At 64.0% G+C, this 19,068-nt stretch carries 21 protein-coding genes and 1 riboswitch; of the genes, 9 read left to right on the top strand and 12 right to left on the bottom strand.

The window, feature by feature from the left end:
• Nucleotides 1–3 precede the first annotated feature (3 nt).
• Nucleotides 4–136, bottom strand: a riboswitch (cobalamin riboswitch).
• Between the two features lie 51 nt (nt 137–187).
• The 7 genes from cobG to AC1Q61_RS17295 all read left to right on the top strand — a co-directional run bounded on the left by cobG (nt 188) and on the right by AC1Q61_RS17295 (nt 5,148).
• Entirely contained in the window at nt 188–1,330 is a 1,143-nt protein-coding gene (gene cobG / locus AC1Q61_RS17325; protein WP_215515913.1) for a precorrin-3B synthase, read from the top strand.
• 19 nt (nt 1,331–1,349) lie between these two features.
• Nucleotides 1,350–1,976, top strand: a complete 627-nt coding sequence (locus tag AC1Q61_RS17320) for a precorrin-8X methylmutase (RefSeq protein ID WP_007729839.1) — start codon at nt 1,350–1,352, stop codon at nt 1,974–1,976.
• On the top strand, nt 1,973–3,457 hold the full coding sequence (cobJ, locus tag AC1Q61_RS17315; protein ID WP_492650781.1) for a precorrin-3B C(17)-methyltransferase: 1,485 nt from the start codon (nt 1,973–1,975) through the stop codon (nt 3,455–3,457). The genes AC1Q61_RS17320 and cobJ overlap by 4 nt, the downstream gene beginning before the upstream one ends.
• Nucleotides 3,458–3,483: 26 nt before the next feature.
• Complete coding sequence (locus AC1Q61_RS17310) at nt 3,484–3,843, top strand: HNH endonuclease (protein WP_076948440.1); 360 nt, start codon at nt 3,484–3,486, stop codon at nt 3,841–3,843.
• Nucleotides 3,840–4,244: a nuclear transport factor 2 family protein gene (locus AC1Q61_RS17305; protein WP_007729842.1), complete on the top strand. Its 405-nt coding sequence runs from the start codon at nt 3,840–3,842 to the stop codon at nt 4,242–4,244. The genes AC1Q61_RS17310 and AC1Q61_RS17305 overlap by 4 nt, the downstream gene beginning before the upstream one ends.
• Entirely contained in the window at nt 4,241–4,480 is a 240-nt protein-coding gene (locus AC1Q61_RS17300; RefSeq protein ID WP_042919749.1) for a PLDc N-terminal domain-containing protein, read from the top strand. The genes AC1Q61_RS17305 and AC1Q61_RS17300 overlap by 4 nt, the downstream gene beginning before the upstream one ends.
• Nucleotides 4,481–4,557: 77 nt before the next feature.
• On the top strand, nt 4,558–5,148 hold the full coding sequence (locus tag AC1Q61_RS17295) for a dihydrofolate reductase family protein (protein ID WP_042450962.1): 591 nt from the start codon (nt 4,558–4,560) through the stop codon (nt 5,146–5,148).
• Between the two features lie 413 nt (nt 5,149–5,561).
• On the opposite strand, the gene AC1Q61_RS17290 is transcribed toward AC1Q61_RS17295, so the two are convergent.
• The 9 genes from AC1Q61_RS17290 to dprE2 form a co-directional block, all read right to left on the bottom strand.
• Nucleotides 5,562–6,344: an alpha/beta hydrolase family protein gene (locus tag AC1Q61_RS17290; RefSeq protein WP_042919747.1), complete on the bottom strand. Its 783-nt coding sequence runs from the start codon at nt 6,342–6,344 to the stop codon at nt 5,562–5,564.
• Nucleotides 6,345–6,545: 201 nt separating this feature from the next.
• Nucleotides 6,546–7,061, bottom strand: coding sequence for a DUF1990 domain-containing protein (locus AC1Q61_RS17285; protein ID WP_007729847.1), 516 nt, complete (start codon nt 7,059–7,061; stop codon nt 6,546–6,548).
• Complete coding sequence (locus AC1Q61_RS17280) at nt 7,061–7,420, bottom strand: VOC family protein (RefSeq protein ID WP_042919743.1); 360 nt, start codon at nt 7,418–7,420, stop codon at nt 7,061–7,063. Before AC1Q61_RS17280 ends, AC1Q61_RS17285 begins: the two co-directional genes overlap by 1 nt.
• A 10-nt stretch (nt 7,421–7,430) precedes the next feature.
• A complete protein-coding gene (locus AC1Q61_RS17275; RefSeq protein ID WP_019748499.1) occupies nt 7,431–8,072 on the bottom strand; it encodes a ScbR family autoregulator-binding transcription factor in 642 nt (213 codons plus the stop codon).
• A 159-nt stretch (nt 8,073–8,231) separates the two neighbouring features.
• Entirely contained in the window at nt 8,232–9,131 is a 900-nt protein-coding gene (locus AC1Q61_RS17270; protein ID WP_225320034.1) for a HAMP domain-containing protein, read from the bottom strand.
• 166 nt (nt 9,132–9,297) lie between these two features.
• Nucleotides 9,298–10,044, bottom strand: a complete 747-nt coding sequence (locus AC1Q61_RS17265; protein WP_042919740.1) for a cobalt-precorrin-6A reductase — start codon at nt 10,042–10,044, stop codon at nt 9,298–9,300.
• A 23-nt stretch (nt 10,045–10,067) separates the two neighbouring features.
• Nucleotides 10,068–10,817, bottom strand: coding sequence for a precorrin-4 C(11)-methyltransferase (gene cobM, locus AC1Q61_RS17260; RefSeq protein ID WP_003944967.1), 750 nt, complete (start codon nt 10,815–10,817; stop codon nt 10,068–10,070).
• Nucleotides 10,814–12,097, bottom strand: coding sequence for a precorrin-6y C5,15-methyltransferase (decarboxylating) subunit CbiE (gene cbiE, locus AC1Q61_RS17255; protein WP_192712398.1), 1,284 nt, complete (start codon nt 12,095–12,097; stop codon nt 10,814–10,816). Before cbiE ends, cobM begins: the two co-directional genes overlap by 4 nt.
• Nucleotides 12,094–12,855 (bottom strand): decaprenylphospho-beta-D-erythro-pentofuranosid-2-ulose 2-reductase, encoded by a 762-nt coding sequence (gene dprE2, locus AC1Q61_RS17250; protein ID WP_051649467.1) that lies wholly within the window; start codon nt 12,853–12,855, stop codon nt 12,094–12,096. Before dprE2 ends, cbiE begins: the two co-directional genes overlap by 4 nt.
• Before the next feature lie 30 nt (nt 12,856–12,885).
• Between dprE2 and AC1Q61_RS17245 the strand changes: the two genes are divergently transcribed.
• Nucleotides 12,886–13,311, top strand: a complete 426-nt coding sequence (locus AC1Q61_RS17245; RefSeq protein ID WP_030536346.1) for a PPOX class F420-dependent oxidoreductase — start codon at nt 12,886–12,888, stop codon at nt 13,309–13,311.
• On the opposite strand, the gene AC1Q61_RS17240 is transcribed toward AC1Q61_RS17245, so the two are convergent.
• Nucleotides 13,312–14,448 (bottom strand): M24 family metallopeptidase, encoded by a 1,137-nt coding sequence (locus AC1Q61_RS17240; RefSeq protein ID WP_030536345.1) that lies wholly within the window; start codon nt 14,446–14,448, stop codon nt 13,312–13,314.
• A 37-nt stretch (nt 14,449–14,485) separates the two neighbouring features.
• Between AC1Q61_RS17240 and AC1Q61_RS17235 the strand changes: the two genes are divergently transcribed.
• A complete protein-coding gene (locus tag AC1Q61_RS17235) occupies nt 14,486–15,451 on the top strand; it encodes a 5'-3' exonuclease (protein WP_058038861.1) in 966 nt (321 codons plus the stop codon).
• A 4-nt stretch (nt 15,452–15,455) separates the two neighbouring features.
• Here the strand turns inward: AC1Q61_RS17235 and AC1Q61_RS17230 are convergent, their stop codons facing one another.
• Nucleotides 15,456–16,268: a DUF4333 domain-containing protein gene (locus AC1Q61_RS17230; protein ID WP_042919737.1), complete on the bottom strand. Its 813-nt coding sequence runs from the start codon at nt 16,266–16,268 to the stop codon at nt 15,456–15,458.
• 52 nt (nt 16,269–16,320) lie between these two features.
• Nucleotides 16,321–19,032, bottom strand: a complete 2,712-nt coding sequence (locus tag AC1Q61_RS17225; protein ID WP_211920143.1) for a DEAD/DEAH box helicase — start codon at nt 19,030–19,032, stop codon at nt 16,321–16,323.
• Nucleotides 19,033–19,068: the final 36 nt, after the last annotated feature.

Raw genomic sequence — 19,068 nt, 5'->3', positions numbered from 1 at the left:
CAGATCTGTCATCGACGGCGGTTGAGGGTCTGACTCGTGTTTCCGGGCGGAAACACGTCCCGCTCGAGCAACACTCACAGTGGCGCGACCGCACCGGACTTTCACCGGTTTCCTCAACTGCCGTCACTGGTGGTGGTGATGCTACCGGTCCGCAGAAGGCACTCATGACAGGTCGTACCCTGGAGCCATGCCCACGGACCGTTCACAGCCAGACGCGTGCCCGGGTGCACTGCAAGTTCACCACGCCGCCGACGGCGCACTGGCACGCGTGCGCCTACCCGGCGGACTCCTCACCCCCACCCAGTTGCAGACGCTCGCCGACGCGGCGCGCGATCTGGGCAACGGGCAGATGGAACTCACCTCGAGGGGCAACGTACAACTGCGCTCGGTCTCGGACCCCGAAGCCTTCGCGGCGCGTATCGCTTCGGCCGGTCTGCTGCCGTCAGCGACGCACGAGCGAGTGCGCAACATCCTCGCGTCCCCACTGTCCGGCCGTATCGGGGGCGTAGCCGACATTCGTGAACTGGTCCACCGTCTCGATTCGGCGATCCAAGCAGATCAAGCATTGGCGGATCTGCCAGGGCGAACCCTGTTCACCCTCGACGACGGGCGCGGAGACATCACCGGGCTACGGGGCGATTTCGGACTCCATGCGCGCAGCGCCACCGAGCATTCACTGGTGCTCGCCGGTCACCACACCACTCATCTCGTCCAGGCGGACGACGCCGTCGAATTGCTCCTCGCGGCGGCTCGATCGTTCCTCGACGTTCGCGACAAGCACTGGCGCCTGGCCGAGGTTCCGGACGGAATCGAACGCACCCTCGAGCAGCTGGGTCTGAGCGCCGAGTCCACCGTTGCGGCGGACCTCACGCCGGATGCACGGCCCACTGTCGGCTGGCTCGAGCAGCGCGACGGGACCGTAGCTCTGGGCGGCGGCCTGCGATTCGGACTGCTCGACGCTCGGCTGGCCGAGTTCCTCGCCGCCGTCGACAAGCCCGTCGTCGTGACGCCGTGGCGATCGGTGCATATCTTCGACCTCGACGAATGGGCAGCCGAGCAGGTAGTCCGGGTGCTGGCACCCATGGGGTTGATCTTCGACGAGAACTCACCGTGGCTCGAGGTCACCGCCTGCACCGGAAGTCCGGGATGCGAGAAGTCGCTCGCCGACGTGCGCGCCGACGCGATCACCGCCGTCGAGCAGGCAGAACTTCCGGTTGTCGGGCGCCAGCACTGGGCCGGGTGCGACCGCAGCTGCGGACGTCCCCGCGGGGACGTAGCGGATGTGATCGCGACGGGTGACGGTTACCGGGTGAATCCGCCCGATCGGTGATGCCTCTATCGTGTGGCACATGATCGAGTACATCCGTGACGGCGCGGAAATCTATCGCCAGTCCTTTGCCACCATTCGGGCCGAAGCCGACCTGAGCCGTTTCCCGGCGGATGTCTCGCAAGCTGTAGTGCGCATGATTCATGCAAGTGGCCAGGTCGATCTCGTCGACGACGTCGCCTTCACACCCGGTGTCGTCTCGGCTGCGCGCGCAGCTCTGCGCGACGGCGCGCCGATCTTCTGCGACGCCCAGATGGTGGCTGCCGGCATCACGCGCAAGCGTCTGCCCGCCGGCAACGACGTCATCTGCACCCTCGGCGATCCGCGGGTTCCCGTGCTGGCGTCGACCATCGACAACACTCGCTCGGCGGCTGCTCTCGAACTGTGGGGAGCCAAGCTCGAGGGCGCTGTTGTCGCGATCGGAAACGCACCCACCGCACTGTTCCATCTCCTGAACCTCATCGAAGCCGGCGCACCCCGTCCGGCCGCCATCGTCGGAGGTCCGGTCGGCTTCATCGGCGCTGCCGAGTCGAAGGAAGCCCTCATCGAACACGCCAGCGGGATCGATCATCTCGTTCTCCGCGGCCGACGCGGCGGCAGCGCGATCACCGCCGCCGTCGTCAATGCGATTGCGAGCGAAGTCGAATGAGTGCAGGCAAGCTCTGGGGTGTCGGTATCGGCCCCGGCGATCCCGAATTGGTGACCGTCAAGGCAGCCCGCGTCATCGGCGAGGCCGATGTGGTTGCGTTCCACTCCGCGCGGCACGGCAAGAGCATCTCCCGCGGAGTTGCAGCGCCGTACATGCGCGAAGGACAGATCGAAGAACACCTCGTCTACCCCGTGACCACCGAGACCGTTGATCATCCCGGATACCAGGGCGCGATGGACGAGTTCTACGAAGCAGCTGCCGAACGGCTGGCAGTTCACCTCGCGGCCGGTCGAACCGTCGCGTTGCTCGCCGCCGGCGATCCGCTCTTCTACAGCTCCTACATGCACATGCACAAGAGACTGGCCGATCGCTTCGACGCCGAAGTGATTCCCGGCGTCACCTCCGTCAGCGCGGCATCTGCTGCACTCGGAAAGCCGCTGGTCGAGGGTGAAGAGATCCTCACGATCCTGCCCGGAACGTTGCCGCAGGCCGAGCTGACCAGGCGGCTCAAGGAAACCGACGCCGCGGCCATCCTCAAGCTCGGACGTACCTTCCCACCGGTCCTCCAATCGCTCGAGGATTCCGGCCGCCTCGGCGAGGCCCACTACGTCGAGCGCGCGAGCACCACACGTCAACGCGTCGAATCCGCTGCCGAGGTCGACCCGGACGGAGTTCCGTACTTTTCGATCGCCATCGTTCCGAGCCCGTCGAACAACCCTCGACCCGCAGCCGAGTCTCGCGGCGAGGTGGTCGTGGTCGGACTCGGGCCGGGCGACACCGCCTGGACCACACCCGAAGTGGCGCATGAGCTTTCGTTGGCAACCGACCTCGTCGGCTACGGCCCGTACGTCGATCGCGTGCCGACGCGTCCGGGCCAGCGTCGCCATTCCAGCGACAACCGCGTCGAAGCGGAACGCGCCGCGATGGCGTTGGACCTGGCGAAGAACGGCGCCCGTGTAGCTGTCGTCTCCTCGGGTGATCCCGGCGTATTCGCCATGGCTGCAGCAGTTCTCGAAGTTGCCGCCGAAGACCAGTGGCGCGGGGTGCCGGTCCGCATCCTTCCCGGCATGACGGCGGCAAACGCTGTCGCCAGTCGCGTCGGCGCTCCCCTCGGGCACGACTACGCGGTGCTCTCGTTGTCTGATCGCCTCAAGCCGTGGGATGTCGTCGCGCGCCGTATCTCGGCAGTTGCAGCCGCGGACATGGCGTTTGCGGTCTACAACCCGGCGTCGAAGTCCCGGACGTGGCAGGTCCAAGCCATGAAGGACCTCGTGCTCGAGCACCGCTCCCCCGAGACTCCCGTCGTCATCGGCCGCGATGTTGCCGGTGCCGAGGAATCAGTTCGCGTCGTGACCCTCGGCGAGCTCGAGCCTTCCGAGATCGACATGCGGACGCTGCTCATCGTCGGTTCGTCGATGACAACCGTCGTCGAAACCGGTTCGGGCCGTCAGGTGTTCACCCCGCGGCGCTACCCGGAGTGAACGCCGCACGGCGATAGCATGGCGTCATGCCCGTCAACCGGACCCGGAAAGCAAGATACGCGCGTAAACGGAAACGCCGGATGGATTTGGTAGAGCACGATCTGTCCGTCGAGCAGTGGTCCGCGCTCAAAGCGGCCTGGGGTGGCTGCGCGTACTGCGGCGAGTCGGACGAGTCGCCGCAACGTGACTGCGTGCTGGCGATCTCCCGCGGTGGGCGCTACACACTCGACAACATCGCACCGGCGTGCCGCTCGTGCAATGCAAGCAAATGCAACAGCGAGGTCACTCTCTGGTTGCGGCGCAAGGGGTATGACGAGAAGGCCTTCCTCCTGCGACACGCGGAGATAGGGATCGAGATGAGGGCGCAGTTCTCGGAGCAGTCGTGACGACCCCACACGAGTTTCGCCCGATCCTCGACGAGTTGATGGAGTTCGAACCTCTGTTTCACCGAACTCGAGTAGCGATGTCACGAGACGAGTTCGATGCGGTCGTCGACCCGCAGTTCCGGGAGATCGGAGCCTCCGGCGCTCGATACACCCGCGACTACGTGCAGTCGGTAGTTGAGCGCCGACGCCTCCGCGGCGAGGTGAACGACGCCGCCGAACTCGGGTGGACGGCTGACCGGCCAGCGCTGAGCCGGATTGCGCCTGACACGTATCTGGTGACGTACCGGCTGGCGCAAGCGCAACGAGTTACCGAGCGATCATCCATCTGGCGGTTCACCGAGAATCGATGGAGCGTGTTGTTTCATCAAGGCACAGTCGTCGAAAGTGGTCTGGAAGCGTGAACGAATCGACCCCCAACCCCACCATTCCGCTTTGGATGGACATCACCTTCACCGTCTTCGTTCTTGCCTGGATCTTCATCACGATTAGCGCGCTCGTGGCGATCGTGCGCACCGATTTCGACCGCTTGGGGAGCAAATTCTGGTGGTCGGCACTGGTGATCGCGGTGCCTGTACTCGGTGCGCTCGTCTGGTTACTGTTCGGTCGACCCCCGTGTGACTCCAGGTCCCGAACCTGATCTACACCGACGGCCCGGCAGTAGTCTGAGTACGGTCCGGTGCTGTCACTCTGCGCGTATCAGGGGAGAACAACGAGATGAGACCACTTCGATACTCGATCAACGTCACCCTCGACGGCTGCTGCCATCACGAGGCGGGGCTTCCACCCGACGAGGAGTCGATGCGCTACTGGACCGCTCAGATGGAACGAGCCGATGCTTTGCTGTTCGGCCGGGTGACCTACGAGATGATGGAGTCGGCGTGGCGGCGGCCCGCAACGGGGGCGTGGCCTGACTGGATGGACGAGTGGGAGATCCCGTTCGCCGAGGCAATGGACCGGGCTAAGAAGTACGTCGTGTCGAGCACGCTGAGCGGGGTCGATTGGAATGCCGAACTCGTGCAAGGCGACTTGGGGTCAGCGATTCAACGGCTCAAGGAGCAGCCCGGCGAAGGTCTGTGGGTTGGCGGCGTGACACTCCCCCTGGCATTGGCAGACCTGGGACTGATCGACGAGTACGAGTTCGTTGTGCAACCGGTCCTTGCCGGACACGGACCGACGTTGCTCGCCGGTCTGCACGAGCGCATCCAACTCGAACTCGTCGATCGCCACGAGTTCCAGTCGGGTGCAGTCGCCGTGCGATATCGGCCCACTCAAGTACCGCCCCCAGGTCAGGTATCGGACGGTTAGTCGACGCATGGCTGGACATGCGCGGTTGAAAGACATGTCGTCGCCTCAGGTCGGACACGAGAAAGTTTCCAGTCTTGTTCGATGTTCGGTATTGACCGGACACTCGGCACAGCACGAGCATTAGCCACCGAAGTCTCCGGACAATCCTCAACGAGATCGAAGCATCGAACTGGATCACGAACAAGTTCGTTCCGCCCGGCGGACCGTAAGGACCACTCGTCGCTATCGAACACTCTGGCCCCCTATTCCACGGGCACTGCACCTCGAGCTGTAAGCACCCCCGGTCGAGGGCCATGCTTGCGCGCGCCCTCGCGCGCCTCAACAAAAATGGCCAAGCTGGACGGCTACTAGCGAGCGAAGGATCAAAATCGTATCGGCGTCCGACACAGGCCGGACGCCGATACGTGTTCACGTCAGCTCACAGGAGCGCCACCGCTCCCGCCGAGGTGGCGGGCGAAGAACCGAGCCGAACTGTCGCGCTCGTAGTCGGGCACCGGATAGTGCCTGCCCGAGTAGGCGTGCAGCGTCTTCTCCTTCGAGCCGAAGGCATCGAACAACGCTATCCCCGACGTGCGGTCGTAATCCTTGTCGTCCCAAGGGATCCGGTACTCGACCGGGACCGCGAGCTTTCGTGCCGCTTCGATGAGGGAGTCGTCCACAAAAACTCCCCCGAAGCTCACGGCAGCGATCCTAGACTCGACCGAGGCCAACATCAGCCCGGTCACGACCCCTAGCGACACGCCGCCGAAGCCCATCGGAGCGTCGGCGTCGACGTCGGGCAGCGTTTGCAGAGCGTCGATGGTCACCTGCCATTCCGGCACTGCACGCTCCGCCAACGATCGGTTGTACTCGACGACGATCGGGGCGATCGGTTCGTGGGCCGCCCTAGCCTGGTGGATCGCCTCGACCCACTGTTCGTCCTGCGCGTTGCGCGGCCGGTCGCCGTGTCCGGGCGCGTCGATCGCGGCGACTGCGAACCCGTGGGAGCTCACACTGTGGAGTGCGCTGGCAACAAGTCCCGGCGCCTTCTTGTGCATGCCGCCGGAGTGCCCGGACAGCAGAAGTGGTGATTCGACAGATCCGGACGCGAGTGACCAGAGCACGCCGGTGATGTCGTCCAGAATGAAATGGCGTTCGACGACCCCGTTCGACGTTGTCTCGGAAGTGAATTCGATGGTCTGAGAATTGGATTGCATGGTGTTACCTTTCGGGATTGCCTACTCGAGGCGCTCCCGGCGACACCTACGTCAATCGCCGATCCGTGAACACGAGTGGGAGCACCCACATGGTTACAGCGTTCATGGGTCTCACCTCCTGGCGTGTTGTCACGGTCTCGCACAAGCTATCAACCCCAACCGAAGCTCGTCCAATCATTTTTCCAGCGCGCCCGGCAGCGGTCATACCCGCGATCGGGCGACGCTCTGGCGGACGGCACGGATGTAGCGGCGCGTGACAAACGCCTGTACTCGACGTCCGATCGGGGCGCCGAGACGCACCCACCACGTTCCGGGCTTGGAGAACGCAACGATCTCGATACGAACCGCTTGGCTGGCCTCGTCGAACTGGACGACAAACAATTCCTCCCCGCATTCGGGGTGGCCCGCGCGGGTTCCGTACGCGAAGCCCTTGCGATTGGGTTCGTCTACGACATAGACGATCCGAACGGGGATAGTTACCGGACCGAGTCCGAAGGTCGCATCCTGACCCGCCACGGCGGTCGGGGCTGCCGTCCGTACGGCCAGTCCGGCTCCGCGGTGCATTCCCCAATTCGCGACGGTTCGAGCGGCAACCTCGAAATCCTCCCGTCCGGATCCGACCGTCGCGCTCTCGTGAACGTGGTGATAGCCGGCGGGGAGAACGCCTGACGTTGCGCCCACCTCGAGGTACGTCAGCCCGCCCGGGCGGGACGCCATCATTGCTCGCGTCGGTGGCTGAGGATGTTGATCACCTGGCCGTCGGGGTCGGCAGCGAAGAACCTGCGGACACCCCACGGCTCCTCGGTGACGGGATAGACGATGGTGTCGCCGCGCTGCACCGCGGCCTCGTACGCCGCGTCGAGATCATCCACCTCGACGGAGACGTCCGGTACTACGGGCGCATGAGCGTCGTGCGTCATGACGCTGATCTGCAATGACGGATCCGTCGGCGAAGCCAACGTCACGATCCACCCGTGATCCATGACAACTTCGAGGCCCAGCACTTCGGTGTAGAAGCGCTGCGCGGCCTCGAGCGAGCTACTCGACAGATCCGAAACTATCCGCGTGACGGCCATGTCCCGCAGGCTACGCCGCCGCCGGAGTCCACCGCGACTTGACGAGGCGCTCGATATCACCGGAAAGTTCGTCGCTGACGATTCCCGGAAGCAGGATCTGCCACATCTCGTCGACACGATCCGGAAGATCCGAGCGTCGGGTGAGGACGTTCGAAACCAGCTGTACCCCCGTGAATGCCGAGGGCATGAACCTGCCGAACGATTCTGCGCTGACCGATTTTCGGATTTCACCTTCCGCCTGAGCTCTGGCGGTGAGATCGGTGATTGCCGAGATCCATTCGGCGTACGGTTCCACCGGCCCCTCGTACGTGCTCAGTTCCAGCGTGAGGCGAATGCCCGCGCGAACGATCGGCTCGTCGACAATCTGGCGTGCCATTTCGTGCGTGAGCATGATCATCTGTTCCAACGGGTCCTTGCCCGTCGCGGAAATCGCCTGCACCGACTCGATCGAGAGCCGATGCTGTTCGGCAATGATGAATTGCGCGAGCTCGTCCTTCGACGCGAAATGGAAATACAACGCGCCCTTGGTAGTACCGGCCCCCGAGACTATGTCGGCCATGCTGGTGCTGCCGTAACCAGTCTTCTCGAACTGCGCGGCCGCGCCGGCAACGATTTGCTGCCGAGTCAGCTCGGCGCGTGCTTGCTTGACCACTGAATCCCTCTCGTCCTCCAAAGGCCCCCGCCCAGCAAACCCCACGGTTCGCGCCACATTCCAGCTATACCCAAAAATTTCACAATTGCCCCACATTACCAGCGCTCCTTCCATTGCTTCAATTACGAATGCAACAAAGTCGCTGGTCAGACGTCCGATTTAGAGGGAATCTCCTCTCCCCAACGTGCTTTCGTCAACCCGCGCACGGTCCACCAACTCTCCGACGAGGAGCGTCAACTCCATCATCTGGTCGGTGATTTCCTCACGCAGCTGCGTTGCATCCGCCTCGGAAATCGCGCCGGACTTGGTATCGAAAGACATCAACAACTCGATATTGGTGCGAAGTGCAGTCAAAGGAGCCAAAAGATCCTGGCCCGCTTCGGTGATCAGACTTCTCTGGCGTGCCCGCGATTCCGACAACGTCCCGAGCATCCGATTGAAACTGACTGTCAACGACGCCAACTCGTCGTCACCGGTCACCGGGATCGGCGCAAGATCATCCGTTTCGGCGACCCGCCGCGTCGCCGCAGTAAGTCGCGCAATCGGCCGTAATCCTGTGCGTGCCACAGCATCTCCGGCCGCGTAAGCTAGGGCGATTCCGGCCGCCCCGAGTGCCGCCAACACCACTGCCAGTCGCTTGAGTACCGAACGCGTCGGCCCCAGGGATTGCGCGACAACCAAAGTCTGGCCCGCAACCGAGGGCTCGACAAGAATTCGATACGCATCAACCGTCGCGATTGTCTGCGACGAATTGCCGTCTGCGATCGACCTGATGGCGTCTGCGCTCGTGCTGAACGGCGGCAGACCGGGAGTCGCCGTCACCAAGGCGCCGTCGGCAGTGAGAAGCCCCACCGCCTGGATGACCGCTGTATCCGCGCCGGCCGTCAATCCCAGAACCGGTGTGACACCGCCGAAATTGACGGTGTCGGTGATCGCGTCACTCGTGCGCTCGAGTTGCCGATCGACGTTGCCTTGCAAATACGCGTTGAACACTATGTACACCGCCGACGCCGACACGATCACCGCGATCGCCACCAGGCCTGCAGTCAGCAATTTCACGCGAGCATGGAGCGTCCGCACGTGAATTCCCGATGGTTTTCGACGGCTCATTCCGGGAACCGACACTCTCATGCGCGGTCCCGCAGTGCGGCGTCGAAAAATCCCAACATCCCCCCAGTATGGTCACGGAACCTTAGACGAACCTGAAGCGAACGCGATGTCGGCCTCACAGCGCCGTTCCACGACCGAAAGCCGTGAGCCAGTCCATCGCCTCGGCTTCGGTATCGAATGCCGGGACGGTCGCCGGGATCGGTGGTCGTTCGACGACGATCACCGGGATCGACAATTGCCTGGCTGCGGCGATCTTTGCGTACGTCTGCTCGCCGCCACTGTTCTTGGTGATCACGACGTCGATGCTGTGAGTTCGCATCAGATCGACTTCCGCTTCGATGTCGAATGGACCACGTGCGAGCAGCAATTGCGCGTGAGGCGGCCATGTCCCCGAAGGCGGATCGATCGAGCGGACGAGAAACGAGACGCTCTTCACGCGGTCGAACGCCGAAACTCCTTGCCTCCCGATCGTCAGAAAAACGCGTGAGCCGACCGTCGGCACCAACTCTGCGGCGTGATCGAGATCGCGTGCCGGAAGCCAAGTGTCACCGGGTTGCTCGCGCCAGGGCGGGCGTCGGTACATGGCGTACGGCACGGAATTCGCAAGGCACGCTTCGAACGCATTCTGGGTGATGCGAGCGGCAAACGGATGCGTGGCGTCGAGCACTGCACGAATATCATTGGCCGACAACCACTCCGACAGCCCTTCGGCTCCCCCGAACCCGCCGATACGCACTTCCCCCTCGGGCCATCGAGGATCACGAACCCGGCCGGCCAGCGATGTGACAACCTCGAGGTCGGCTGAACCGGCCAAGCGAGAAGCGATCACTCGACCTTCGCCTGTGCCGCCGAGCAGGAGCACGCGACGACGAGTACCTGTCGAGGTCAGTGTGTGCTTCTCTCGCGCGCTGCCGAGTAGAGGTAGCTGTCCGGAAACCCCTCCGCAGTCAACACTCGGCCGACGATCACGACGGCCGTCTTCGTGATGCCGGCCGCATGAACAAGTTCGACGATCGTCTTCAAAGTGCCTCGAACAACGATCTCCTCGGGCCGTGAGGCGAAGGCGACCACCGCGACCGGGCAATCCTCGCCGTAATTGTCGGCCAACTCGGATGCGATCTGTTCGATGCGATGAGCGCCGAGGTGAATCACCATCGTCGCGCCGCTGCGGCCGAGGGACCGCAGATCCTCGCCCTCCGGCATTGCCGTCGACAAGGTGGAGACTCGGGTGAGAACAATGGTCTGCGAGACGCCTGGGACAGTCAGCTCGCGCCCCAGCGCGGCTGCTGCCGCGGTAAATGCAGGAACACCGGGAATCATGTCGAAATCGACTCCTGCGGCGTCCAGGCGACGAGCTTGCTCTGCCACTGCACTGAAGATCGACGGATCACCGGAATGCAAACGCGCGACGTCCAGCCCAGCGGAATCCGCTTCGACAAGAATCGCGGTGATCTCGTCCAGGCTCAGCCGAGCAGTGTCCACGACCTGAGCTCCGACCGGGCACCACTCGAGCAACTCCGCTGGAACAAGGCTGCCTGCGTACAAGCACACAGGGCTCGCAGCGATGATCCGTTGCGCGCGGACAGTGATCAAATCTGCCGCACCGGGACCCGCACCGATGAAATGAACGGTCATTGTGTGGATTCCTCCGGCGTATCTGTGTCTGCGCCTGCAGACGGCTGACGTTTTGTGACGGACCATTGGACCACCGGAAGTTGCGGTCGCCAAACGTTGAACGTTCCCAACGGCTCGGCGCGCTGCACCTGAAAGCGTCGCAGCGTCCCACCATGGCGACTCATCCAGCCGAGCAGCAACGATTCGGACTCGGCGGTCACGGCGTTCGCGACCAGACGACCACCCACGCTCAACTGCTCCCAGCACGCTTCGAGCATTCCCGGTTGCGTGACGCCGCCGCCGACGAACACCGCATCGGGACGTCGAGTTTCGTCCGCAAACGCCTCCGGCGCGGCCCCTTTCACGTTCAACGCGGGCACGCCGAGATTGAGTGCATTGGCACCGATCTGCGACACGCGGCTCGCCACCTTCTCGAATGTTGTTGCAGTGCAACGTGGGTGAGTTCGCATCCACTCGATGGCGACGGTTCCCGACCCACCGCCCACGTCCCAGAGGTGTTCTCCCGGCGCCGGGGCAAGCGCGCACAACGTCAACGCACGGATCTCCTGCTTGGTCATCTGACCGTCGCCGACAAAAGCAGCATCCGGTAGCCCCGGGATTCGAGTCAGCCGCAAGAGAGGATCGGCCGCGATGCACTCGACGGCCAGAACGTTCAACGCGTCCACGTCCTCGTCCGCGTGATCCCACTCGTCTGCGACCGTGACGGTCCGCGATTCCCCGGCCCCGCCCAGCTGGGCCAGCACGGTCACGATCGATCGACCGAAGCCCGCGCCGGACAACAGACGTGCCACCTCCCCCGGTGTCGAGCGCCCGTTGCTCAACACCAGCAGTCGCGCACCGTCAGTCACGGAAGCCAATACTGTCGCCGAGTCTCGGTTGACCAGGCTCACGACGTCGATCTCGGCCGATGCCCATCCCATTCGCGCGCTCGCCAACGCCGCCGACGACGGGTGGGAGATCACTCGCACGTTGTCCGCGCCGAGCAGCCTGACCAATGTGACACCGAGACCGTGGAACATCGGGTCACCGCTGGCGAGCACGCATACTCTGCGGTCCGCGTTCTCGGCGAACATCGACGGCAACGCCGGAATCATCGGAGACGGCCAGGTCAGCCTGGTGGGCGCACGCCGTGCCCCGAGATGTGTCGCCGGGACCAAGTCCAATTGGCGCGGCGACCCCATCAGGACCTCCGCGCCCAGGATTGCGCCCTTTGCGCTCTCGGACAGCCCATCCCAGCCGTCGGCGCCGATGCCGACGATCACCACCGGGTGTGTGGTCATCGCGGCATCCGGCGCCAGATCGTCTGAGGCAGAAGCCGCATGACGAAGAACACCGGCTGCAGAATTCGCGGTACCCACACACGCGTCGCCCCGGAGTTCAGTCCCCGCACGACGGCGTCCGCGACCTGCGACGGAGTGCTCGACATAGGGGCAGGCGACATTCCCTCGGTCATCTTGCCGATGACGAACCCGGGCCGTACCAGCATCAATTGGACGCCCGAACCGTGCAGCGCGTCGCCGAGGCCGCTGGCAAAACCGTCCAAGCCGGCCTTTGCGCTCCCGTAGACGTAGTTGGCGCGGCGAACCCGGACGCCGGCGACGGACGAGAACACCACGATCTTTCCGGTTCCCTGTCCGCGCATGATCTCCGCGAGATGCGTGAGGATGCTGACCTGAGCCACGTAGTCGGTGTGCACCACCGCGACCGCGTGCGCCGCGTCGGTTTCGGCACGCGCCTGATCGCCGAGAATCCCGAAGGCCAGCACTGCAATCGAAATCCGGCCGTGCTCGGCCACTACGGCGCCCAGGAGGTCTCCGTGCGTGTCGACGGCGTCGGCGTCGAACTCGACGGTGGAGACGTCGACAGCGCCGGCGTTTTTGAGCATCTGCTCCTGCTCCGACAGCTCTCCGCTGCGTCTGGCAGCCAGAACGATGTTGCGGCCTGGCGCGAGCCTGACCGCGATCTCGAGGCCGATCTCACTTCGTCCGCCGAGGAGCAGTACCGTCTCGATGTCATTCACGTTCGCACCCGCAGTCACCGCTCCAGTGTCCTGGATTACCGTCGTGGCATGACGCTCACCCCCTCCACCACGCCATCGTCACAGCAGACTCTCACCGAAGACGGGCTGAAGTTCGTCGGTGAATACCACCTCGCGACACTCACGACGTTGCGTCCGAACGGCACCCCACACGTCGTTGCCGTCGGGTTCACCTGGGACCAGGAAGCCGGAAAGGCGCGCGTGATCACCAGCGGTGGCTCACAGAAGGCGATCAACGCAGCGCGTGGCGGATACGCCGCCGTCAGTTCGGTCGACGGTGGCCGCTGGCTCACGCTCGAGGGGCCGGCACGCGTGCTCACCGACGCGGACTCCGTGGCCGACGCCGTTCGGCGCTATGCCGAGCGGTACCGCCAGCCACGGGTCAATCCCGCGCGCGTGGTCATCGAAATCGACGTCACACGCATACTCGGGTCCGCTGCATTCAAGGAAAGCTGATCAGTCGAGGACAGTCAGGCCGTGCGGACGGTTGTTGAACGACTCGCAACCGTCCGCGGTCACGACGACGATGTCCTCGATACGGGCACCCCAACTGCCGCGGAAGTAGATTCCCGGTTCGATGCTGAAGGCCATACCTTCGACGAGTTCGATGGTGTTGCCCTCGACGATGTACGGCTCCTCGTGTACGGACAGCCCGATACCGTGACCGGTGCGGTGAACGAATACCTCTGCAAGCCCTTGTGCGGCAAGCACTTCGCGAGCTGCAACGTCCACGGATTCTGCGGAGATTCCTGGCCGCACCGAATCGACCGCAGCCTGCTGCGCCGCCTCGAGTACCGCGAACTGTGCGGCAACCTCCGCGGACGGCTGCCCCATGCTGTACGTGCGAGTGGAGTCCGAGTTGTATCCGGGCTCGACCGGTCCGCCGATGTCGATGACCACGATATCGCCGCTCTCGATCACCCGGTCCGAAACCTCGTGATGCGGATCGGCGCCGTGCGGGCCCGAACCGACAATCACGAACGCGGCCTCGGTGTGCCCCTCTTCGAGAATCGCCGCCGAAATCGCTTCGCCTACTTCAGCTTCCGTACGTCCGACGACCAAGAACTCGGCCATGCGGGCGTGAACACGGTCGATGGCCGCACCGGCTCGCCGCAACGCCTCGATCTCGGCGCCGTCCTTGACCATCCGCAATTCGCGCAAGACGCCGGTGGCGAGAATCGGCAACGCGCCCAAGGTGTCTGCGAGCGGGATCAGATGCAGCGCAGGCATCGCATCCGTCACCGCCACCTTCGCGCCGGTCGGGAGTTGCGCCGCCACAATCGCATACGGGTCGACACCGTCGACCCAGTCGAGGACGGTCAACCCGAGATCGCCCACTGCCGATTCCTTCAGCGACGCCAACTCCAACCGAGGAAGTACGACGGATGCCTTCGCCGTGTCCGCGGCGATGACCAACGCGGTCAAGCGCTCGAACGAGTCAGCCCGAGAACCCGTCAGGTACCGCAGATCCGGACCGGGAGTCACCACCAGACCGTCGAGACCTGCTGATCGAGCCAACTCGGCGGCACGAGCGATACGTGCGCCGTACACGGCGCTGGAGAATCGGGAATCCTGTTCGGCTGGAGACGTCATGGCTTACAGGTTAGTGCCGACTGGCAGGATGGTGACCATGAGTGGGCCATTGCTTCTCCTCGACGGTGCCAGCCTGTGGTTTCGTGCGTTCTACGCACTGCCCGAGTCATTCGTCGACCCCGACGGCAGACCTGTCAATGCGGTGCGCGGATTCACCGACATGGTTGCTTCCCTGATCACCAAACACCAGCCGAGTCGTCTCGCGGTGTGCCTGGACTTGGACTGGCGACCGCAGTTCCGCGTCGACGCCGTTCCGACGTACAAAGCACATCGCGTCGAGGAAGGCTCTGACGGTGCGTCCGAAGAAGTTCCGGACACGTTGACGCCTCAGGTCGACATGATCATGGACGTGCTCGCTGCAGCGGGTATCGCGACGGCGGGTGCAGTCGGACTCGAAGCCGACGACGTACTGGGAACGCTTGCCGCCACCGAGCGCGAAGATCTCACCGTCGTCGTCAGTGGTGACCGAGACCTACTGCAGGTCGTCACAGACGAGTACGTGCCCGTCCGTGTCCTGTATGTGGGCCGTGGCCTGTCCAAGGCGGAACTCTTCGGACCGGTCGAGGTTGCGGAGAAATACGGAGTACCCGGTGACCGTGCGGGCGAGGCTTACGCCGAACTCGCGGTACTTCGCGGAGACGCCTCCGACGGTCTACCCGGCATCAAGGGTGTCGGTGAGAAGACTGCGTCGACACTGATGCTCCGTTACGGCTCGTTGGCCGGACTTCGGGCGGCCGCAGCTGATCCTGAATCGGATATGGCCAAGGGGATTCGCGCAAAACTGACCTCACCTGAGGCAATGGCTTACCTTGATGCTGCGTTGCCGGTCGTACGAGTGGTTCGCGACGCGGACGTTCAGTTCTCGAAGGACGACCGACTCCCGGCGACCCCCGTCGATCCCGCACGCCTCGAGGAAGTGGCGGCCTCGCTGAACATCGAGCGCTCGGCCGGCCGGCTTGCCGCCGCGCTCGAGGCTGCGGCGGCAAGCCGGTCCGACCAATAGGGCGTCAGCTCGGGCGGCTGACCTCGTACGTGCCGTTGTCGTCGACAAACGTCACGGTCACGTTCGACTTCACACCCGCGATCGAAAGCGTGCAGGTGAACTTGTTGCCTGACTTGACTTCCTGGTCCGCGGGGCACTGAACGTTGCTCACGTTCTTCGCCCCGTAGGACTCGGTGACGATCTTCTCGACGCCGGCCTGAGCCGCGCTCTGATCGAGTGTGTTCTTGCCGAAGACTCCGAACACCAGGGCCACCACGACAGCGGCAAGAACGACGAGAACGCCGATCGCACCGAAGATCAGGGGCTTCTTCGACTTACCCGACTGGTTTCCGGGCGCACCGGGACTCGGGAACGGCTGAGCCTGGTTCCACTGGTTCTGCTGTCCCGGAGTCTGCCCGGGGGCCGTGGCGCCCCACGCCTGCTGCGGTGCGGCAGCCGGAGGCTGACCCCACGCCTGGGTTGCGTCAGGTGACTGCTGTTGCCCGGGCTGACCCCACGGCTGTGCGGGAGGTTGTTGCTGGGGTTGTCCCCACGGCTGTTGCTGGCCGGGTTGTCCTTGTCCAGGTTGCTGCGGCTGACCGTACGCAGGCTGACCACCCGGCTGGCCGTAGGCAGGCTGTCCCCACGGCTGTTGCTGGCCGGGCTGCGGTGTTTGACCAGGCTGACCCCACGGCTGTTGCTGGCCGGGCTGCTGACCAGGCTGCTGTTGTCCGCCCGGCTGCTGAGGATTCTGCCCCCACTGCTGCTCGTTCGGCTGCTGCTGATCACCAGGACCCCATTGCCGATTCGGATCGTTCGGTCCGTAAGGCCCGCTCATGTTCGCCTCCCACTCGAAATACCAGTCTGCGAATCAAACCACATAGTTGCGGTCATGCTGCGTCGACAGCAACTACCCCGCGACGAATTGCAGCTACCGCCCGCGCCGCAGTCTTCGCGACGTCGGCATCCGTCGAAGTCAGGCGGACCTGATCGAGGAGATCGATCACCTGACGACACCAACGTACAAAGTCACCCGCAGACAGCGCACGACCCTGCACTCCGGCCGCGATCAGTGCGTCGACAAGCGAGTTTTCGCTCGCCCAGTGATAAACGGCAGTGACGAATCCGAGATCCGGTTCCCGCGTCGGCGGCAGCTTGTGGCGAATCTCGTCCGACCGCAGTTCGCTCCACAATCGTTGAGTGTCGTTGAGGGCGTGACGAAGCGCCGCTGTCGGCACCCGATCCACGGTGTCCCCGTCCCGACGTGATTCGTAGACCACCGAGGACACGACGGCCGCCAACTCAGCCGGGCTGAGACCTGTCCACGCCCCGGTCCGCAGGCATTCGGCGACCAGAAGGTCGCTTTCCGAGTAGATGCGGCTGAGTCGTCGTCCGGATTCGGTGACTTCGGGCGCTGCTTCGGCAGTCATGTACTCACGCTCTTTGAGTAGCGCAATGATGCGGTCGAACGTCCGCGCCAACGAGTTGGTGGTGGCCGCAGCCTTTTCCCTCATCGACTGCGTTTCCCTGGCCAGCCGGTTGTAGCGCTCACCGATCCGGCTCAGATGTTCACGATCGGGCCAGCTATGGCACGGATGCGAACGAATAGCACGTCGCAAAGTAGCGACCTCGGCATCTTCGGATGCGCCCGCCTTGCGGCGCTTCTTTCGCCGGGGGGCACTGATCCCGGTACTACGCAACGCCGAGGCCAGATCGCGCCGGATCCGGGCGGTGTGGTGATCGACATGCTTGGGCAGTCGCATCTTTCCCAGAACGTCGGCTGCTTCCGGGAAATCACCCGAGGAGAGTCGGCCGGCCCACTGGTCGGCAGTCAGAACCAGCGGACGCGGGTCCTTCGGATCGTTGTCCGGGACGAGGACCACCGCCACCCCGGAATGACGACCGATGGGAATTGCGATCACGTCACCGCGGGCGAGTGCACGAAGGGACTCCACCGCATCTCCGCGTCGGTCTTCGCGGCCCTTACGTTCGAGCGCGCGCTCGCGCGCACTGAGCCGCTCACGCAACGACGCGTATTCGAAGTATTCGCCGTCCGCACCGCCGAGTTTCTCCTGCAAACCCTTCAGTGCTTCTTCGTTCCGCTCGATGCCACGCACCAGGCCGACCACCGAGCGATCCGCTTGGAACTGCGCGAAGGAACGTTCGAGCAGCTTCCGTGAATCCGCCGCGCCCATGCGCTCGACGAGATTGATCGACATGTTGTACGAGGGGCGGAACGAACTGCGGAGCGGGAACGTCCGTGTCGACGCCAAGCCGGCGACATCCGTCGGCTCGACCCCGGGCTGCCACAGGACCACAGCGTGGCCTTCGACGTCGATGCCGCGTCGGCCGGCCCGACCCGTCAGCTGCGTGTACTCCCCCGGCGTCAGTTCGGCGTGCGATTCACCGTTGTACTTGACCAGACGTTCGAGCACCACCGTGCGTGCCGGCATGTTGATGCCGAGGGCCAGCGTCTCGGTCGCGAAGACCGCCCGCACGAGCCCCTTGACGAACAGTTCCTCGACTGTCTGGCGGAATGCCGGCAGCATGCCGGCATGGTGAGATGCCAGTCCGCGTCGTAGTGCCTTGCACCAGTCCCGATATCCGAGAACTTCGAGATCCTCTTCGGGTAGTTCCCCGGTGTGTTTCTCGATGATGGTGTCGATCTCGCGGACCTGCTCCGGCGAAGTGAGATCCAGTCTGGACCGCAGGCACTGTGCAAGAGCCGCATCACAACCGGCGCGGCTGAAGATGAAAGTGATGGCCGGGAGCAGTCCGGACTGATCGAGCTGAGCGATGACGTCAGGTCGTGGCAAGGGCCGGAAATCGTTGGAACTCTGGTAGCTGCCGCGTCGTCCGCGGCCACGCGGCTGCCAGCTCTCGACGCGTTCGAGAGCCTGACGCTGCTTGACGTGGCGAACCAGATCCTGATCGACGAGCACGGTCATCGGCCCGGCAGCAGGATGACTACGACTGTCGAAGAGATCGAAGATTCGCCTACCGACCATGATGTGCTGCCACAGCGGGATCGGCCGAGTCTCGTCCACGACCACAGTGGTGTCGCCGCGGACGGTTTCCATCCAGGCACCGAATTCTTCGGCATTGCTCACGGTCGCCGACAAACTCACCAGGCGTACGTCCTCGGACAAGTGCAGAATCACTTCCTCCCACACCGCCCCACGGAACCGGTCGGCCAGGTAATGCACTTCGTCCATGACGACGTGCGAAAGCCCGCGCAGTGCCTCGGAGTTGGCGTAGAGCATGTTCCGCAGGACTTCGGTGGTCATGACGACCACCGGTGCGTCGGAGTTGATACTCGAATCACCCGTCAGCAGACCGACTTCGCCGGGGCCGTACCGCTCGACGAGTTCGGCGTACTTTTGATTGCTCAACGCTTTGATCGGCGTCGTGTAGAAACACTTGCGGCCCGCCGCCAGAGCCAGGTGGACAGCGAACTCGCCGACCACGGTCTTGCCTGCACCGGTCGGCGCGCAGACAAGGACGCCGTGGCCCGCTTCGAGCGCAACGCATGCCTTCACCTGGAATGGATCGAGTTCGAACTTCAGGCTGGACGCGAACGTGCTCAGTTCACTCTTGTTCATAACCACCTCGTCAGGGTTTCACACGCCGCCGACGTG

Source organism: Rhodococcus sp. MPR-R1B, assembly GCF_058793255.1.
Note: the sequence above shows the minus strand (reverse complement) of the source record. Positions and strands in the feature narration are given on the sequence as shown.

Excerpts from the sequence above, each read along its gene's own strand:
- cobG (WP_215515913.1), top strand. The coding sequence starts at position 188 with ATGCCCACGGACCGTTCACAGCCAGACGCGTGCCCGGGTGCACTGCAA.
- cbiE (WP_192712398.1), bottom strand. The coding sequence starts at position 12,097 with ATGACCACACACCCGGTGGTGATCGTCGGCATCGGCGCCGACGGCTGG.
- cobJ (WP_492650781.1), top strand. The coding sequence starts at position 1,973 with ATGAGTGCAGGCAAGCTCTGGGGTGTCGGTATCGGCCCCGGCGATCCC.
- AC1Q61_RS17230 (WP_042919737.1), bottom strand. The coding sequence starts at position 16,268 with ATGAGCGGGCCTTACGGACCGAACGATCCGAATCGGCAATGGGGTCCT.
- AC1Q61_RS17285 (WP_007729847.1), bottom strand. The coding sequence starts at position 7,061 with ATGGCGTCCCGCCCGGGCGGGCTGACGTACCTCGAGGTGGGCGCAACG.
- AC1Q61_RS17225 (WP_211920143.1), bottom strand. The coding sequence starts at position 19,032 with ATGAACAAGAGTGAACTGAGCACGTTCGCGTCCAGCCTGAAGTTCGAA.
- AC1Q61_RS17240 (WP_030536345.1), bottom strand. The coding sequence starts at position 14,448 with ATGACGTCTCCAGCCGAACAGGATTCCCGATTCTCCAGCGCCGTGTAC.
- AC1Q61_RS17310 (WP_076948440.1), top strand. The coding sequence starts at position 3,484 with ATGCCCGTCAACCGGACCCGGAAAGCAAGATACGCGCGTAAACGGAAA.
- cobM (WP_003944967.1), bottom strand. The coding sequence starts at position 10,817 with ATGACCGTTCATTTCATCGGTGCGGGTCCCGGTGCGGCAGATTTGATC.
- AC1Q61_RS17280 (WP_042919743.1), bottom strand. The coding sequence starts at position 7,420 with ATGGCCGTCACGCGGATAGTTTCGGATCTGTCGAGTAGCTCGCTCGAG.
- AC1Q61_RS17320 (WP_007729839.1), top strand. The coding sequence starts at position 1,350 with ATGATCGAGTACATCCGTGACGGCGCGGAAATCTATCGCCAGTCCTTT.
- AC1Q61_RS17295 (WP_042450962.1), top strand. The coding sequence starts at position 4,558 with ATGAGACCACTTCGATACTCGATCAACGTCACCCTCGACGGCTGCTGC.
- AC1Q61_RS17290 (WP_042919747.1), bottom strand. The coding sequence starts at position 6,344 with ATGCAATCCAATTCTCAGACCATCGAATTCACTTCCGAGACAACGTCG.
- AC1Q61_RS17245 (WP_030536346.1), top strand. The coding sequence starts at position 12,886 with ATGACGCTCACCCCCTCCACCACGCCATCGTCACAGCAGACTCTCACC.
- AC1Q61_RS17235 (WP_058038861.1), top strand. The coding sequence starts at position 14,486 with ATGAGTGGGCCATTGCTTCTCCTCGACGGTGCCAGCCTGTGGTTTCGT.